At 39.1% G+C, this 17,580-nt stretch carries 15 protein-coding genes and 1 riboswitch; of the genes, 8 read left to right on the forward strand and 7 right to left on the reverse strand.

Features of this window, described 5'->3' with window-relative positions; all coding sequences use genetic code 11:
• Nucleotides 1-47: 47 nt before the first annotated feature.
• Nucleotides 48-620, reverse strand: coding sequence for an adenylate kinase (locus tag FZF08_RS10990; RefSeq protein WP_159468685.1), 573 nt, complete (start codon nucleotides 618-620; stop codon nucleotides 48-50).
• A gap of 155 nt (nucleotides 621-775) precedes the next feature.
• Nucleotides 776-1,582 carry a T9SS type A sorting domain-containing protein gene (locus FZF08_RS10995; RefSeq protein ID WP_159468686.1) on the reverse strand — a complete coding sequence of 269 codons (807 nt, stop codon included), beginning with the start codon at nucleotides 1,580-1,582 and terminating at the stop codon, nucleotides 776-778.
• A 184-nt stretch (nucleotides 1,583-1,766) separates the two neighbouring features.
• Between FZF08_RS10995 and FZF08_RS11000 the strand changes: the two genes are divergently transcribed.
• Nucleotides 1,767-3,590 (forward strand): sensor histidine kinase KdpD, encoded by a 1,824-nt coding sequence (locus tag FZF08_RS11000; protein ID WP_159468687.1) that lies wholly within the window; start codon nucleotides 1,767-1,769, stop codon nucleotides 3,588-3,590.
• A gap of 119 nt (nucleotides 3,591-3,709) precedes the next feature.
• Nucleotides 3,710-6,340, forward strand: a complete 2,631-nt coding sequence (locus FZF08_RS11005; protein WP_159468688.1) for a valine--tRNA ligase — start codon at nucleotides 3,710-3,712, stop codon at nucleotides 6,338-6,340.
• 58 nt (nucleotides 6,341-6,398) lie between these two features.
• Here the strand turns inward: FZF08_RS11005 and FZF08_RS11010 are convergent, their stop codons facing one another.
• The gene (locus FZF08_RS11010; protein ID WP_159468689.1) at nucleotides 6,399-6,974 is read right to left on the reverse strand and encodes a hypothetical protein; all 576 of its coding nucleotides are present in this window, start codon (nucleotides 6,972-6,974) and stop codon (nucleotides 6,399-6,401) included.
• A 202-nt stretch (nucleotides 6,975-7,176) separates the two neighbouring features.
• On the opposite strand from FZF08_RS11010, the gene FZF08_RS11015 reads away from it, so the two are divergent.
• Nucleotides 7,177-7,785 carry a Crp/Fnr family transcriptional regulator gene (locus tag FZF08_RS11015; protein WP_159468690.1) on the forward strand — a complete coding sequence of 203 codons (609 nt, stop codon included), beginning with the start codon at nucleotides 7,177-7,179 and terminating at the stop codon, nucleotides 7,783-7,785.
• Between the two features lie 293 nt (nucleotides 7,786-8,078).
• Here the strand turns inward: FZF08_RS11015 and FZF08_RS11020 are convergent, their stop codons facing one another.
• Nucleotides 8,079-8,381 (reverse strand): hypothetical protein, encoded by a 303-nt coding sequence (locus FZF08_RS11020; RefSeq protein WP_159468691.1) that lies wholly within the window; start codon nucleotides 8,379-8,381, stop codon nucleotides 8,079-8,081.
• Between the two features lie 331 nt (nucleotides 8,382-8,712).
• Here FZF08_RS11020 and fbp point away from each other — a divergent pair, with 331 nt between their 5' ends.
• The 3 genes from fbp (at nucleotide 8,713) to FZF08_RS11035 (ending at nucleotide 11,909) form a co-directional block, all read left to right on the forward strand.
• Nucleotides 8,713-9,717: a class 1 fructose-bisphosphatase gene (gene fbp / locus FZF08_RS11025; RefSeq protein WP_159468692.1), complete on the forward strand. Its 1,005-nt coding sequence runs from the start codon at nucleotides 8,713-8,715 to the stop codon at nucleotides 9,715-9,717.
• A gap of 38 nt (nucleotides 9,718-9,755) precedes the next feature.
• Nucleotides 9,756-11,096: a DEAD/DEAH box helicase gene (locus FZF08_RS11030; protein WP_159468693.1), complete on the forward strand. Its 1,341-nt coding sequence runs from the start codon at nucleotides 9,756-9,758 to the stop codon at nucleotides 11,094-11,096.
• A gap of 72 nt (nucleotides 11,097-11,168) precedes the next feature.
• Nucleotides 11,169-11,909 carry a M48 family metallopeptidase gene (locus FZF08_RS11035; protein WP_159468694.1) on the forward strand — a complete coding sequence of 247 codons (741 nt, stop codon included), beginning with the start codon at nucleotides 11,169-11,171 and terminating at the stop codon, nucleotides 11,907-11,909.
• 101 nt (nucleotides 11,910-12,010) lie between these two features.
• Here the strand turns inward: FZF08_RS11035 and FZF08_RS11040 are convergent, their stop codons facing one another.
• Entirely contained in the window at nucleotides 12,011-13,099 is a 1,089-nt protein-coding gene (locus tag FZF08_RS11040) for a DUF5074 domain-containing protein (RefSeq protein WP_229216492.1), read from the reverse strand.
• Nucleotides 13,100-13,160: 61 nt separating this feature from the next.
• Nucleotides 13,161-15,062 (reverse strand): TonB-dependent siderophore receptor, encoded by a 1,902-nt coding sequence (locus tag FZF08_RS11045; RefSeq protein WP_229216493.1) that lies wholly within the window; start codon nucleotides 15,060-15,062, stop codon nucleotides 13,161-13,163.
• Between the two features lie 86 nt (nucleotides 15,063-15,148).
• A riboswitch (cobalamin riboswitch) is annotated at nucleotides 15,149-15,350 on the reverse strand.
• A gap of 92 nt (nucleotides 15,351-15,442) precedes the next feature.
• On the opposite strand from FZF08_RS11045, the gene FZF08_RS11050 reads away from it, so the two are divergent.
• Nucleotides 15,443-16,369 (forward strand): DMT family transporter, encoded by a 927-nt coding sequence (locus FZF08_RS11050; RefSeq protein ID WP_229216494.1) that lies wholly within the window; start codon nucleotides 15,443-15,445, stop codon nucleotides 16,367-16,369.
• A 92-nt stretch (nucleotides 16,370-16,461) separates the two neighbouring features.
• Here FZF08_RS11050 and FZF08_RS11055 read toward each other — a convergent pair whose 3' ends face one another.
• Nucleotides 16,462-16,827: a glyoxalase superfamily protein gene (locus tag FZF08_RS11055; protein WP_159468696.1), complete on the reverse strand. Its 366-nt coding sequence runs from the start codon at nucleotides 16,825-16,827 to the stop codon at nucleotides 16,462-16,464.
• A gap of 148 nt (nucleotides 16,828-16,975) precedes the next feature.
• Between FZF08_RS11055 and FZF08_RS11060 the strand changes: the two genes are divergently transcribed.
• Entirely contained in the window at nucleotides 16,976-17,536 is a 561-nt protein-coding gene (locus FZF08_RS11060; protein ID WP_159468697.1) for a DUF255 domain-containing protein, read from the forward strand.
• The last annotated feature ends 44 nt before the right edge of the window (nucleotides 17,537-17,580 follow it).

The raw sequence follows: 17,580 nt of genomic DNA on the forward strand, positions 1-17,580 counted from the left end.
GAAACCGGGTTTTGTAACCATGGCTGTCCACACCTTTTTTAATAAGATTATGCTTGTTCAATCGCTCCGGTGATTCCTTCAAAAATCGTTTCGATTTCTCCGATACCATTTATCGCAATATATTTTCCCTGTGCCTGATAATAGTCAGCAACCGGTTTTGTCTTGTTGTTATATTCGTGGATGCGCTTGCTGATCAGTTCTTCATTCTGGTCGTCAGGACGGCCCGAAGTTTTTCCTCTATTTAACAAACGGGTAAGAAGTTCATTGTCATCAACCACAAGTGCGACCATCACAGAAATACTTTCGCCATAACTTTCCAGCAAAGCATCCAGCGCTTCCGACTGTGCTACGGTGCGTGGGAATCCGTCAAAAATAAAACCAGGACACCCTTTGTGTTCTTTCAATTTATTGTTGATCATCCCGATCACAACTTCATCCGGAACCAGTAAACCCTGATCCATTAAGGTTTTTGCACGAAGTCCTAGTTCGGTACCGCCCTGAATTTCAGAACGAAGTAAGTCTCCGGTAGACAGATGAATGAGCTTGTATTGTGCTATAATTTTCTCACTTTGCGTGCCTTTTCCAGCACCCGGAGGACCAAATAGTATAAGATTCAGCATATTGCTTAATGAAATAAATTTCGGAGAATAAGATGGTTTGGGTGCAAATTTACAATTACTTAATACATGTCAGTTCAATTATCTCGTTTTTTTCCAATAAAAAATCCTCTTAATTATTACTAATCAAGAGGGCCGGGGTAAAAATGTTCAAAAAATCAGGGAAGAACTACACGCTTTACGGCTCCGTCTTCATTCTGCGTAACGGTTACGAAAAGTGTTCCTTTTGTATTTTTCTTAATGTCGATCTGTCCGACAAACTCTCCGCTGAAATCCTTGATTTCTTTTTTGCCAACTTCTTTTCCCTTTGTATCTGAGATCGTTACAAGTACATCACCTTTTTGGGGAACGTAAAAACGAAGATTCATAATCCCATTGTCGGGATTGTTTGGGTAAACATTTAATTCCTTAACCGTAGATGCTTTTGCCATTTCATTATTCCAAAAACCGCCCACACGATCACCCATACGATTTCCAAAATCTTCCATGTCACGCATCATGATTTTTGCCTTCGGACGAATCTCTCTTTCAAGATTTCTTGTCTGGTTACGCAGTTCATCGAAGTTAAGATTGAAATCTTTCAGGTCATCGTTTCTGAAATTAAAAGCAAATTCATCATGATTGTCATTTTGTCTTTTCTGCATTTTACCACGACGCTGGACATTTTTATTTCCTCTTCCATCATCAACGGTAATAGTAACCTGCTTTTTTCCATCCGGATCAAGCTTCATGGAATCAATCGCCTTGTCAACAAAATTCTCCCTTTCCGGTCCGGGCATATCAGGCAGCTCATAATTTTTTTCAATCTTTCTTGATTTTCCGTCTTTATCTTCCGTTACTTTAATACGAATGGAAGTTTTCTTGTGATCATCTTTTTCGGATTGAGCGAAAGTCTTTTCAGCAGCTGAAAGACTTGTTACAACGAATAAAGACAAAGCGGCGCGTAAAAGGAATGTATGTCTCATAATGCTCTATTGTTTTGTTTTTGAGATAATTACAAATTTAATTTTTGTTTAAAAGACAGGCTGTTAAATTTTGTTAAAAAAAGAAACGGCTACTCCGGATGCAGTAAATTTGTTCAACATAATAAAGTCGCAGAAAAAAGGCACGGTGTTGCATAGAAAGCGGTGCATCGAGAAATAAATAAAAATGACGAAACGGAAAATTCAGATTATTATCGGGTTAATGTGCCTGGCGCTTATCGGGCTTATCGGTTTTCAGTGGTACTGGATCCGCGAAGCCATTGTTATCCGTAATGAACAGTTTAACCAGAAAGTAGCGGAATCGGTCCAGGAAGTGGTGCATCGGCTTGAAAAACAGGAAATGATGTATCTGCTTCAACAGCGTATAGAAACTGAACAACAGAAAGATAAATTAAACCGTATTACCCAGCTCAGAGAAATGCCGGTTAAAAAAACGGGTTCAAAACAAGAAAAGAAACAAGTTTCTGCGGTTTTGCCTCAACCAAATGTTCAGATTTTTATTGGCCCTAATGGAGATGAAATTCATTATCAGTTTTCTACCGAAGCAGCACCTTCTGATGTATTAAGTCCAAACCTTCGGGTCACTCTTGATCATCAGCAGCAGATTATTGAAGAATTTTTTCAGGCCCAACGATTTGGTGCGGAAGGAATGGATGAATTTATGCGTAGAAGACTGGAAGAGGAAAAGAAATTGGGAACTGCTTTTCAGGAAGCTTTTCCGGGTCAGAAATCTACTGGGAAAAGTCAATCCTCGGATGGAGAAAATGGAGAAAATTCTCAGATTTTATACAGAAAAGCTAAGCCTACTCTTGAAAAATCACCGCAGCTCGCTGGAACTAAACCACTCATTAACGGAAAATCCCAGGATCTGGACAGAGCCGATTTGCTTCGTGAAGTAATGAAGGATCTGATGTATACCAAAAGGCCGATCCAGGAGCGTGTAAACCGGTTTTTGCTTGATACTTTGTTAAGAAAAGAATTAGCCCAAAATGGTATTACACTTTCCTATGAATTTGCTGTTCAGGGAAATGCGAATAATGGACTGGTATTTTCAACGGCCAGTTTGAAATCTTCGGAATGGCAGCAAAGGTCTTACAAAGCATCACTTTTTCCGAATGAAACCTTGCAGGGGAATAATTTACTGTTTGTTTTTTTTCCCGATCAACAAAAATATATCCTGAGTAATATGGGCGTCATGTTTGGCGGTTCGGGTATTTTGATCATCGTGATTATGGCTTGTTTTTATATGGCCGTTTCAACCATTTTGCATCAGAAAAAACTTTCTGATATCAAGAATGATTTTATCAATAATATGACGCACGAATTTAAAACGCCAATTTCGACGATAGCGTTAGCTGCAGATATGGCGCAGGAAAATTCGATGTCACCCGGGAGTGCTGCTTCACCACGAATGACGCGTTATCTGGGAATAATCCGGGAAGAAAATAAACGGCTCGGAACACATGTTGAAAAGGTTTTACAAATGGCACTTTTGGATAAAGGTCATGTAAAATTAAAAAGGAGCGAGGCGAATATTCATGATCTGATAGAAAAAGTACTGAACAGTCAAAGCGTTCAGATTGAGCAGAAAGAAGGAGAAATTGATCTGGAATTTGAAGCGGTCTGTGAAATAATTTCCTGCGATGAACTGCATATTTCCAATGTACTGAACAATCTGGTCGATAATGCCATTAAATATTCTCCCGAAAAACTGCATCTGAAAGTCAGGACGGAAAATGAAAATAACGGGATATCTATTGCCATAACTGATCACGGTTTAGGAATGAGTAAAGAACAAATCCAGCGTATTTTTGAAACTTTTTATCGCGTTCCAACCGGAAATGTACACGATGTGAAGGGTTTCGGTCTTGGGCTGAGCTATGTGAAGAAAATGGTGGATGCCCATGAAGGAACGGTCAATGTGCACAGCAGGCCAGGTCATGGGAGTACGTTTATAATATGGCTTCCAATTGCTCCTTCTGAGGCATAAAAATTATCACGGTAAGCATTAATCTGCTATCAATCACGTGAAAATATGGGTTTCAAGTGATAACTTGCCATTCTTTTTAAGACTGAAATTGTTAACAACGCCCATATTTTACAAAAAGAATGATCTCCAAAACCTACGCGCCGCAAGAGATAGAAGATAAATGGTATAGCTACTGGATCGAAAACAAATATTTTAATTCCAAGCCAAATCCTGATAAAGAGCCATATACCATTGTAATTCCGCCACCAAATGTGACAGGAGTTTTGCATATGGGGCATATGCTCAATAATACAATTCAGGACATTTTGATCCGTAAGGCGCGGATGGAAGGTAAGGAAGCGTGCTGGGTACCGGGAACGGATCACGCGTCTATTGCTACGGAAGCGAAAGTGGTGGCGATGTTGAAAGAACGTGGAATCAACAAAAGGGATCTTTCAAGAGACGAATTTCTGGAATATTGCTGGGAATGGACGCACAAATATGGCGGCATTATTTTACAGCAATTACGCAAACTTGGTGCATCCTGCGACTGGGATCGTACGGCGTTTACGATGGATCCGGATCTTTATGATTCTGTGATGGATGTTTTCATTGACTTGTATAAAAAAGGAGACATTTACCGTGGCCACCGTATGGTAAACTGGGATCCGCAGGCGCGTACGACCGTTTCTGATGAGGAAGTAATTACAAAAGAAGTCAATCAGAAACTTGTTTATATCCGGTATGATCTGGTTGGTGGTGCAGAAGGCGAAGGAATTATTATTGCGACAACCCGACCGGAAACGATCATGGCGGATGCTGCGATTTGTGTGAATCCAAATGACGAACGCTATCAGTTCCTGATTGGAAAACAGGTAATTATTCCATTGATCAACCGCGCAATTGATGTAATCGCGGATGAATATGTGGAAATGGAATTCGGTACCGGTGCGCTGAAAGTTACGCCTGCACATGATACAAATGATTACGAATTAGGTAAAAAACACAATCTGGCGATCATCGATCTTTTGAACGAAGACGGTACGCTGAATGAAAAAGCGCAGATTCTGGTTGGTGAAGACCGTTTTGTGGCTCGTAAGAAAATTGTCAAATTGCTTGAAGAATCAGGAAATCTGGTTAAAAGTGAAGAATATAAATCCAACGTTGGTCATTCGGAACGCACCAACGCGGTCATTGAACCAAGGATTTCGGAGCAGTGGTTTTTGAAAATGAGCCGGTTGAGCAAGCCAGCTTTGGAAAATGTAATGAATGATACAATTCAGCTGATTCCGCCAAAATTCAAAAATACATACCGTCACTGGATGGAAAACGTGCGCGACTGGAATATCAGCCGTCAGCTTTGGTGGGGACACCGTATTCCTGCTTTTTACTTGCAGGACGGAACGGTTATCGTGGCCAAAACGAAAAATGAAGCGCTTCATATCGCGCAGCATGAATATCAGCTTTTTGCTTTAACCGAAGAAGATTTAACACAGGATGCGGACGTTCTGGATACCTGGTTTTCTTCGTGGTTATGGCCGATTTCTGTTTTTAACGGAATAAAAAAACCGGATAACGAAGAAATAAATTATTACTATCCGACAAATGATTTGGTGACTGCTCCTGAAATTTTATTCTTCTGGGTAGCGCGTATGATCATTGCCGGTTATGAATACAGAGGAACTTATCCGTTCAAAAATGTCTATCTGACAGGAATTGTTAGAGATAAACAAGGGCGGAAAATGTCCAAATCGCTTGGGAATTCTCCTGATCCGATTGACCTGATTGAACAATACGGCGCGGACGGAATTCGTACCGGAATGTTGTTCAGTTCGCCGGCAGGAAATGATTTGCCCTATGATGAAAAACTGATTGAGCAGGGAAGGAATTTCTGTAACAAAATCTGGAATGCATTCCGTCTGGTTAAAGGATGGACTGTTGATACTTCGCTTTCAGCACCGGAAGGATCAACTTTGGCAGTAAAATGGTTTGATAGTAAACTGAATCAAACCTTGGCCGAAGTTCAGGATCATTTTACCAAATTCCGTATTTCTGATTCTCTCAATTCAGTTTACAAACTGATCTGGGATGATTTCTGCGCTCAATATCTGGAAATGATCAAGCCGGGTTTTGAACAACCGATTGACGCAGTAACATTTGAAGCAACGCTTGAATTTTTTGATAAACTGATGCGTCTGGCGCATCCATTCATGCCGTTCATTACAGAAGAAATCTGGCAGAATATTCGTGAGCGTCAGGAAAAAGAAAGTATTTGTGTTGCTGATTTTCCAACCGTTGGGTCGGTTGATACCAATCTTCTTGGTGAATTTGAGATTCTGTTCGAGCTGATTTCTGCGGTTCGGAATTTAAGAAATACAAAAAATATTAGTCCGAAAATTGAGTTACCGTTGGCTGTTAAATCTGATCAGCCCGAACTTTATAAAGGTCTGGAAGCATTGGTGAGAAAACTGGCTAATGTGGCGGAAATCAATTTCGTTTCGGAGCAAGCGCCAGGTATGTCATTTCTTATACGTTCTGACGAATTCTTTATTAATCTGGAAGGAGAAATTGATGTTGAGGCGGAACGTGAAAATCTGACGAAAGAACTGGCATACACAGAAGGATTCCTGAATTCTGTCGCTAAAAAACTTTCAAACGAACGTTTCGTTCAAAATGCAAATGCTGATGTTGTTGAAAAAGAAAGGCAAAAAATGACAGATGCGGAGGCGAAAATTGTGACGCTGAAAGAAGCTTTGGTAAGACTTGGATAGTATCAAAAGTTATATAAAAACAGCGCTGTTTCCTTTTGGTTTCAGCGCTGTTTTTTTTCTATAACTTCAAATTAATACCCATATTTACCAAACCTTTATAACCATAACCTATCTCCGCAAAACCACCGAATTTTTTGCCAAATCTTACACCAATCGGCGTTAATTGCATGGTTATGCCAAAGTTGTTATAATTTGGATAATTCGTATTGTCATTGTCAGAGGGAACAATGAAATAGCCCATTCCACTCAGTGCGTATAAACTGATATCCCGTCTTTTCAAATAATAAAAAGAACCTTCTCCGGCAACAGTTAATACTTTGATTCCATCATAACGCCTGTTCCAGGTTTCGTAATTAAATGGTTTCGCACTGCTGTTGTAGCCAATTGTTCCACCTACCGCAATTTTTTCAGAAACGAAGTATTTATACGAGCCAAAAACCGAAACGTTGTCCACGTTTACATGCCGATGACTCGGAAAAAATAAATCAACAATCCGGACCAGCGTTTCATTGACAACATCTTCAGTCGGCAATATTGCCGCGCTAATTCCGATTTCACTTTTTCCTTTATCCTGACAATAACCGTTGAAGCTAAGCAAAATTAAAAATGTTATTTTCAATAATAAATTTTTCATAACCTGGCGATTTTAGTGAGTAGTGATTTTGAAATAGATAGTAAAAATTTAGATTGCTCTATGCTTTTAATCCAATACAAAGTAACTTACATACTATAAAATGTTAACTTGTCGTAAGACAAGGATTCGTGTTGTTCTACGACAATATTTTCACTTGTTGCAGAACAATTTTTAAAAACTCACAGCTCAGTCGGATTGATGAATGGAAAGTATAAAACCATTGCAAAGAATGCTGGAAGGGTCAAAATTTGTGTTAACACCTTCGGTAAAAGACAGGATCAAGGAGACTTTTAAACCCTTTATGATTCCAAAAGGCAGAGTACTTGTGGATTTGGGGCAGATAAGTCCGTCGCTTTATTTTATTGACAAAGGCGTTATGAGGACTTATTATTTACGGGGTTCGGAAGACATTACATCATTACTGGTTTCTGACGGTGATATTGTTTGCATTGCGGAAAGTTTCTTTTTACAAAAGTTGTCAAACGAGGTTTTAGAAACTTTGGAAGACACCATTGTATATTCCATTTCCTATGACGCTTACCGAAAACTGATTGAAGAAGATGTAACTATGGCTGGCCTGGCTGTGAAATTACTGGAACAACATCTTATCAATTTTACCGATAAAGTGAAGGTTTTTAAATACTTATCGGTAGAGCAGCGCATTGAATATTATATCAATCATCCATCTTCTGTTTTCAGAAGAATTCCGGATCATTACATCGCTACATACTTAGGAACGACGGGCGCGACTTTCAGCCGGTGTTTAAAAGCAATTGGTCCCGAACGTTACAAAACAGGAAAGTTGATTTAAGTTTTCTAATGAGGATAAAAATATACTTCCTTGATTTACTCGATACCGATTTAAATATTGTCAGATGCAAAGGCAATTGAAGGTCAGAGCTAAAAGGGACATTAATGCTCAACTTGCTGCAACCGCAGACGTGAAAGAGATGGGAAAAGTTAGCCGGGAGTCTCACTAACTCACGGCAACTATAAAATTATATTTTGATTTGTGAGATAACATTTTAAAACACTTTTGAGCGGTTTTAAGGCCTTTAGATCACGACCAATACTGGTCTCATTAAACCGAGGTTTTATGAGACCTTATTTCATATTTTTGCTTTGCGCTACCAGGTAAGAAACTAAAACAACCATGTTAATTGGAATAAAGCAAGCCACAACAATACTAATCACTGCACTAGATAAATTCTTTACCACATAGCCGAACAGCAGAAAACAGATTCCAATCAAAATCAAATAGCTGCCACCAAGGCGAGCAGCTTTGTCCTTATCAATAATGCGAGCTCCTCTGGGCACGTTACTTAACAAATTGATTTGCTTAAAATGCCAAATATAACCTCCAAACCCAATGATAAGTATGCCGATTAAAACTAACATCCAATCCATTATCTCATTTTTTTACTTGAAGTAACTAAATTACATTTTTAAAGCGAACAAAGAAAGCAGGAGTGCTTTCTCCTTGTACAAAACCAAGAACTTTCGCTAAACGATCACTGGGCCCTTGTTCTGTGTTCCGTCACTTAACATAAAAAGGGTTATATAATAAAAAATAAATTTCTCCGACGATCTAATAAACGATTCACCCTGAATGACGTATATTGGTTATTTTCTACTTTGAAAATATAGTTAAAATCATGTTGATTTGTCCGAAAAGAGTATGAGATTTGATTAAGTCATACTGCCTTTCACATCTCACAACTTATTGAAAATTTAGAAAATGGGTGTTTCAGAATCAAAAACTGCTCAGGAACTGGCTTTGCCGGTGGGTGTTACGCTTGACCGTTTTATTATGCATTCTCAAAGTGCATTCCCATATGCGACGGGAGAACTTTCGCAACTATTGAGAGACATCGCTCTGGGTGGAAAGATCATTCACAGGGAAGTTAATAAAGCCGGACTGATCGATGTAACAGGTGCAAACGGAACAGAAAATGTGCAGGGTGAAAATCAGCAGAAACTAGATATTATTGCCAATATCCGTTTTATAAGAGCACTGAAAAATGGGGGAGAAGTATGCGCTATTCTTTCAGAGGAAGATGAGGATATCATCCATACAGGGAACGATCACGGCAAATATGTGGTAGCGATGGATCCGCTGGATGGTTCGTCCAATATTGATGTAAATGTTTCAATCGGTACAATTTTTTCCATTTACCGCCGTATTACACCAATTAATTCCCCGGCAAATATTAATGATTTTTTACAAGGCGGGAGAAAGCAGATCGCTGCGGGATATATTCTGTATGGTTCTTCTACCATGCTGGTTTATTCAACAGGAGATGATGTAAACGGATTCACCTACGACCAGTCAATAGGCGAATTTATTTTATCACATAAAAACATTATTTCTCCGTCCGACGGAAAAATTTATTCTGTCAATGAAGGAAATTATAATAGTTATCCCGAATCGATACAGAAATATATAACTAATTGTAAATTAAAAAGTTACAGCGCCAGATATATCGGTTCTCTGGTGGGGGATTTTCATCGGAATCTTTTAAAAGGCGGGATTTATTTATATCCTTCTACTACAAAAGATATAAAAGGAAAGCTGCGATTATTGTATGAATGTTATCCGCTGGCGTTTATTGCAGAGAAATCGGGAGCAAAGGCAAGCGATGGTTTCCGGGATATTCTGGACATAGTTCCCTCAGATTTTCACCAGCGTTCTGCAATTTATGTGGGCTCGTCTGCGATGGTTGATGAAGCTATAAAAGCTTAAAATATGGAACCTGATTTTAGTTTTCGTACCTTTGTGCGATGCAAACTACGCAAAATAAATTTGAGCTATTTAAGCTTAACCGTCAATTACTCAATGCAATTGAAGAAGCAGGCTACACGGAGCCCACACCCATTCAGGAACAGGCAATACCTTTAGCATTAGCCGGACAGGATATATTAGGGATCGCGCAGACGGGTACCGGCAAAACCGCAGCATATACTTTACCCTTGCTGATGCGTATAAAATATGCACAGGGACACGATCCGCGTGCATTAATTTTGGCTCCTACACGTGAGCTGGCCATGCAAATTGCAGAGGCTGTTAACGAGTTGAGTAAATATACCGATATCCGCACCGTTGTCCTTTTTGGAGGAGTTGGACCAAAATCGCAAATAGATGCGATCCGGAAAGGCGTGGATATTATCGTCGCTACGCCTGGGAGATTTATGGATCTCTATTTACAGGAGGAAATCGTGGTGAAGAATATTAATGTCATGATTTTGGATGAAGCCGATAAAATGATGGACATGGGTTTTATGCCGCAGATTCGTCGTTTTCTGGAAATTCTTCCTACCAAACGCCAGAATATGCTTTTCTCAGCTACTTTTTCGGATAAGGTGGAGAAGCTTTCTTTTGAATTTTTGGAATATCCTACCCGGATTGAAGTAACGCCGCAGGCTACAACGGCTGAAAGAGTGACCCAAGTGCTTTACGAACTGCCAAATTTCCGTACAAAAATTAATTTGCTTTCGAGTTTATTGAAAGACGAGGAAGGTTTTAAGCGCGTGTTGATTTTTACGCGAAGCCGTGAAGTCGCAGGGCAAGTGCACAGCTATCTTTTGAACGGTGTTGTAAAAGAAAACGAACTTCGTGTGATTCATGCCAATAAAGGACAAAATACGCGGACAAATGCGATGGATGCTTTTAAAGAAGGATCTGTTCGGGTAATGGTGGCGACTGATGTGGTTGCCCGGGGAATTGATATCACTGAAGTAAGTCATGTGATCAACTTTGATGTTCCTTTGATATATGAAGATTACGTTCACAGAATCGGGCGGACAGGACGGGCGAATATGCTTGGACAGGCGATCACTTTTATGACCATTGCTGACGAATATCACATTGCGAAAATTGAAAAAATGATTCGTATGGAAATTCCACGCGCTGAATTGCCGGAAGAACTGGAAATTGCCAAAACACCAGTAGATGAAAGTCAAATGATGCTTCGTGAAATTGATAGCCAGAAAAGAAATGAGGATCCTACGTTCCTGGGTGCATTTCATGAAAAAAAGAATGCGCATCTTTTCAAACCAAAAACTACTTCGAAGGGCAAAGACACAAGCCGTAGAAAGACAGCTACAAAGCGAAGTAAACGATAAGAATACAATACGATATCCAATAATTCCGTTTAACTTGGACAATAGAAAAACCTGTTTCTCTATTTTTATTTTATGAAAGAATCCGTTGTTATTTGGTTTGCTCTTTTAATACCTGTTCTCGGGCTCGCCCAGGAAAAACATTTGGCGAGTGCGGCACCTGTTTCTGATACCAATATTTCACACAGAAGACCGCTGGAATTAAAAGAAAGACGTGTAGTGCCGTTGTTTGGAGAAGAAAGTAAAAGCTCTGAGCAGATTGACGAAGAAATTAAATTTTTAAGTGATTGCGATAAATCATTTTCAAGCAGACCTGAGGCCAGCAGTTTTTTTTCGGCCCGCGCCTGGGAGTATTTACAGGAAGGATCTTTGGATACAGCTTGTTATCGTTTCAATCTTGCGAATTTGCTAAACGATAAAAATGTAGAGGCCTTTTGGGGACTTGGTGTAGTTTGCTATCAGAGAGAAAACTGGGTGGATGCAAAACGGATGTTAAGCCGTGGCGTTAATCTGCAATCAAATAATGTTCCGCTGCTGGTGGATCTTTCCACAGTTGATCTGAAACTTTATGCGATGAACAAACAGCAGGACGATCTTGATGAGGCTAATAAGTTATTGGAAGAAGCCGTTGCGCTGGATTCAACCTATGCTTTGGGACAATATAATCTTGCATTGGTTTACTATAATCGCAATGAGCCGGAGAAATCCTGGGAACGCCTTCACAAAGGAAGAATGCTTGATTTCAGCCAGTTGAATATTGAATTTGTAGAACTTTTGAAAGCAAAACTTCCTGATCCATTAGGGTTTTTCAAGTAAGAAAATCACATTAAAATTAAGTTTAATAACTAAAAAAATAAGTCAACCTGAAAAGGCTGACTTATTTTTTTGATCAAATTATTTTATCGGATTCAACAAAATTAAAGTTGTTTGAAGTAAAATCCGGTTGGAGCAACACCTACTTTAACAGAATCTACCAAAGTACCATCTCCGCGGTAACGAACAGCGTAACCAGCTTGTGAATAAGAAGGAGTAACAGCCGCGTAAACTAATCCTTGGGTTGGGTCCACTGCCAAACCTGAGAAAATTCTGTTTATAAAAGGAGTTGTTACGTTAATCTGTGTGTCATTAATTGAGAATTTGTATGTAGCTCCGTGGCTTACATAACTTGCATCCGAATAAGAAAGTACAAAATAGATTGTTGAAAGATCGGAGGACATAGCAAAATTACCTGGTGTTTTGGTTACATCCGTTCCGATTTTTAATGTCGTTTCAATGGCATAAGTTTCTGTATTCAAACGAAATAATTCGATTCCTGCCTGTACCCATAATTTCCCATTAACATCAACTCCGATTGGGTTGGGAGCGGATTTGAAAGTAATGCTGCTTAAAATTGCATCGGAAGAAGTACTGATAACGGTAAGTTTGTTCCCGTCGCTATAAGAGTAATCACCAACAAAAACTTTGTCCTTTGAGAAAATCATTTTTTCAGGACCTTTATCCGTGCTGATTTTTTTGGTCACCTTGTTAGTCGCCAAATCAATAACAGCAACATAGCCAACCGGATAAGAATAATCTGAATTAAGTGTGCTCCAGCAAGTGACGTAGGCTTTATCGTTTGTTACGGCTACAACATCACGTGGATTTTCAATATCCGTGGTAATTGTAGCTTCGGATGCAAAAGTATTGGCATTCACGATTTGGATTTTATCCTGGCCAGCTGCGGAATTATCAACCAGAATCAGACCATGATCTCCTGCAATATCATAACCTTGAACGCCACCAGTAAGTGCATTGCCATTCACCAGGGAAAAAACATCTGCGTCAGCAGTTGTATTTTCACGAGCAAAAAAGGAAACTCCGCCGTTATTTTGTGTGAAGTTACCTTCATTAAGTACAAAAACTCCCTGAACATAACTACCCTTTGGGATAGGGTCGCTCTGATTACATGACCATAATATTGCTGATATAGAGGATATTGTCAGAATTCTTAATAATTGTTTTTTCATTGTTTTTACAAGTAAGGTATTCATTTAAATATTTATTTTCTTAGTCGTGTTGATGATAATTTTATATCGAATGGTCTGATGTTTTTAAAGAAACTAATAAACTAATGGCAAAATTACGTCCGGGCATGGGATTTCCATTAATCGATTGGTAAAAAGAATTACCTACGTTATTGATTCTGCCTTGAAAAGTCGCTCCGGTTCCACGCCAGTTGAATGTTTTTTCCAGAAGAATATTTTCCAAAATGTAACCCTGCGAAGACTGCGCATGATCTGATAAAGTATATCTTTTTGAAACAAATTGTAATTGATCCGTTAGACGAAAGCCTTTATATTGTACAAAAATGGTAACGTTTCCAGAATGAAAAGGAATGTGCGGTAATTGCTTTCCAACAATATCAGATGCGTAAGCATCATAAACTTTTTCCTGCGTACTTTTTGTAAAAGCATAGTTAATATTTCCACTTGCTTTCCAAAGCGACCAGTTCCCTTTCCAGCCAATTTGTGTTTCTATACCTCTCGCGACGACCAATTGCAGATTTTCCACGCGGAAATTATTTGCCGGATTCCAGTAAGTCCAGTTATTTATACGGTTATGATAAGTTGTAATACTGGCTGAAAATGAGTGAATCGCATTGAAAATATGTTTTCCTTCCAAACCAATTTCTTTGTTAAAACCATCTTCCGGGCGAATATCCGGATTACCGAGACTTTTCCAATAACGCTCATTCAGCGTAGGAACTCGGTAACTTCGGCCAACGGATCCTCTGATTTTTAAAGAATTTATACTGGTTTGAATTAAACGATATTCAGCACCAAGCGAAGGTGTAAATGGTGGATTAAAACCTGTGACAAAAGCCTGACGAAGATTGACGGAAACCAATAATTTTGAAGTCGCCTGCCAACGTGTTAAGAGAAATAAATCCTCACGATTTTCCGTAATGACGGGTTTCTCATAACTAACAACCTGAGTTTTATAATGTGTAAATTCTCCACCCACCTGCATTTGAATGTTTCCTAAATTCCCGATTTTCCACTCAAAAGCACGCTCAACCCTTGCACCAATTCGATCCGTAACGGCATGATCCAGCGTTGAATAATCGCCTGTTGCGTAATCAATAATGTCACGAATCCAGGAAGTTCTGACTGTCCAGTTTTCAATCTGGTATCTGATCATCGTACGATACGATTTGATTGCGGTATATTCCCGGCCCGTAAGATTTTCAGGATTGTTGGTTAATTGGTTATCCGTCAGCCAGAAATGAGCTGATAACTGATGTTTGTTTCTGGTAAAATATAAATCCTGAACCAAACCTTTTTGGAATGTTTCAGAAGGGATCATTCTTTTATTATTTCGTTCGGTATAGGGATAATGATTATTCATTCTACCATCATAAGCAGCCGTCTTTCCGGCAAAAATCCATTTGTTAGCGAGATTTGTTCCGTATTTTATAGTCGCCTGCGTTTGGTTATTTCGGAAACTTTCCTGCTGCCGCCCTATCAGCACTTGCAAGCCTGCCTGCGGCATCGTACTTCCCAATAAAATACTTCCACCAACGGCATCCGTACCGACAATACTGGCAGAAGAACCATATTGAACCGATAGTTGATCAAATCCGGCAACCGGGATTGTTGAAAAATCAGTCTGTCCCAAAGTGGGTAAATTTACATTCAGGCCATTCCAGAGTACGGCTGTATGATTTGCAGAAGTTCCTCGAAATGCTACGGTTGCTAATTGTCCGGGGCCGTAATTTTTTATGATTATCGGGGTATTCAACGAAAGTAGATCTGTAATATTTCTAAACCGAAACTGTTCCATCGTAACAGAATCAATTTTCTGAACTTTCAATCCGCTCATAAAACGTTCGGGCGCATAACCATAAACAGTCACAGGATCCAGATGAACTGAATCCTTTTGAGCCATTAATTGATTCCCGAAAGCATTGGCCAGCAGAATCAACAGCAATAGATAAAAGCGATTTTGGCCGCTATGCACCGTAAAACTTTAAGATCATCATAGAAAACGATTAAATGATTTTTCCTCCGAAAATCAAAACGCTGAATGTTTCAGGCAGGTCTCCTGGCTTGTCTCGCTGATCCTGTACCTTCCCGTTTTCACAGTGGTTATGCAGATGAGATCAGTTTTTCGTAAGACTTACAGTTGCGGGGACAGCTCCCGTTTTTCGCGGGATTCCCTATTAAGCCATATTGTTGGTTTGATTCAACTTCTGGCACCAAAAACTTTGGCAAAGTTAATGAAATTATAGAAGCGTCATATAATCGTTTTTTCAAAAACGGCGTTTCTTTAAAATCGCATGCGTTATCTTTACTTAAAATTCTGACAATTTGGTAACCCGCATCGCGAACCGTTTTTCTCTTACTGCGCCCCAAAGAGGTGTTCTTTTGATGCTGGGAGCGTCTTTTTTCTTTGCCTTTATGTCAGCTATTTCAAAATGGCTGAGCCGGGATTTTCATATTGTCCAGCTGGTTTTCTTTCGGAACATTATCGGAGTTTTATTTATAGGCACAAGCATTTTAAAGCGACCGATGAAGCAAAAAGGTGGTCGCTTGGGCTTGCTTATCTTTCGCGGAGTGGTTGGGACGCTTTCTTTATACTTGCTGTTTTACGCAATTAAAAATCTTGGCTTAGGTCGCGCTTCAACCTATCAATATACTTATCCGATTTTTCTGGCCTTTTTATCCTGGCTTTTTCTTGGGGAAAAGTTAAATCTCACGGAATGGATTGCGATTGTACTAGGCTTCGCCGGAATTCTTTTTGTTTTTCGCCCGGATCTTTCCATGTCGGTGCGAAATCACGTCATCGGTTTAGGAAATGCATTATTAACGGCCGTTGCTTATCTGGCCATTCGTCAGTTAGGCCAAGTTTATGATACCCGCGCAATCGTACTTTCCTTTATGTTAAGTGGAATTGTCTTGCCAATATTTTCAATTATTATCGGCACCTATTTCCCAAATGATCAGCTTGATTTTCTGATAGGTACTTTCAAATGGCCGGCTACCTGGCAGCATTGGCTTGGATTTTTGGCCATTGGCATTACAGCCATGATAGGCCAGATCATGATGACACAATCCTTCACTTTCGACAAAGCAGGACGTATTGCAGCAGTTGGTTATTCTAATATTCTTTTTGCGCTGGTATTTGGATTTCTAATGAGAGAGGCTGTTCCAACGATTGCCACGTTAGTAGGAATGACACTTATTATAAGTGGAGGATTACTTGTTTCTTTTTCAAAAGACAAAATAAAAAAATAAACTTGCCACGAATGCACAAATTTCTCACGAATGTTCTAAAAATTATTCGTGTAAAATTCACGGTCCGCCGCGGTGCATCCGTGGCTAAAAGATTACTCTTTAGATTCGCTGAAAAGTAATTTGTTTCCAAAAGGGTCTATGACTTCCATGGTGATTGCGTTCCACGGAGCTTCTTCTAATCCAGGATAATTGAACCGGTAATTTTTTTCAATTAATTCGGCATGATATTCTGTCAACCCCACACAGTCTATAAAAACTTTACTTCCCGGTGTACAGTCACCATGATGTTCGGTTAGATGCAAAATAATTTCGTCTTTTGAAACTTGTAAATAAAGCGGAGAATTTGAGCCAAATTCATGTGTCCAATCAACGGTAAATCCAAGCCAGTTTACGTAAAATTCAGTTGCTTTTGCTTCATCAAAAATTCGGATAAGCGGAATAACTTTATTTACTTTCACGATTGATATCTTTTTAAGGTTACCAGAAAAATCATCAGCAACCGAATATGTGTGATGGTAAAATTTAAATATAAAATTGACTGATATTAATTCAGAAAAAAATTATTTGTTTAAAAATTGCGTTTAAAAAAATGTATACTAGAAAATCATGAAACGATCAGCTTACGCAATTACTTTTTTTCTTATCCTCTTTATTACATTAAGCGGCTTTCGAACCGATGTTGTAAATAAAAAAGCAGAGGAAATTCAATGGATCACGATTGAGGAAGCTTATGCAAAAATCCAGAAGGAACCGCGCAAAGTGCTGGTGGATGTCTACACAGATTGGTGTGGCTGGTGTAAGGTTATGGATCGGGAAACGTATAAAAATGCCGAGGTAATCGATTATATCAACAAAAAATATTACGCAGTAAAATTGAATGCGGAACAAAGAGAGGCTATAACCCTCGGAAATCAAAAGTTTGAATTTATTGCAGAAGGACAAAAAGGAATTCACCAAATGGCTTTGGCGCTTAAAAACAATCAACCAAGTTTTCCAACAACGGTTTTCCTTGACGACAAATTTCAAATGATCCAGCCTTTACCAGGTTATATGAAAGCAAAGGAATTTCATGAAGTGATCACTTTTTTTGGAGATAATTACAACAAGAAAGAGTCTTTTGAAGATTACAAAGCGAAGACTTATAAGCAGCTTTATACAAGTAAATAATGTGGTTATAAATGTAAAAAGGCTTAAAATGAGTTCTTATCATT

The sequence above is a fragment of the Dyadobacter sp. 3J3 genome (assembly GCF_009801115.1).
In the GTDB taxonomy this organism is placed as follows: Bacteria; Bacteroidota; Bacteroidia; order Cytophagales; family Spirosomataceae; genus Dyadobacter.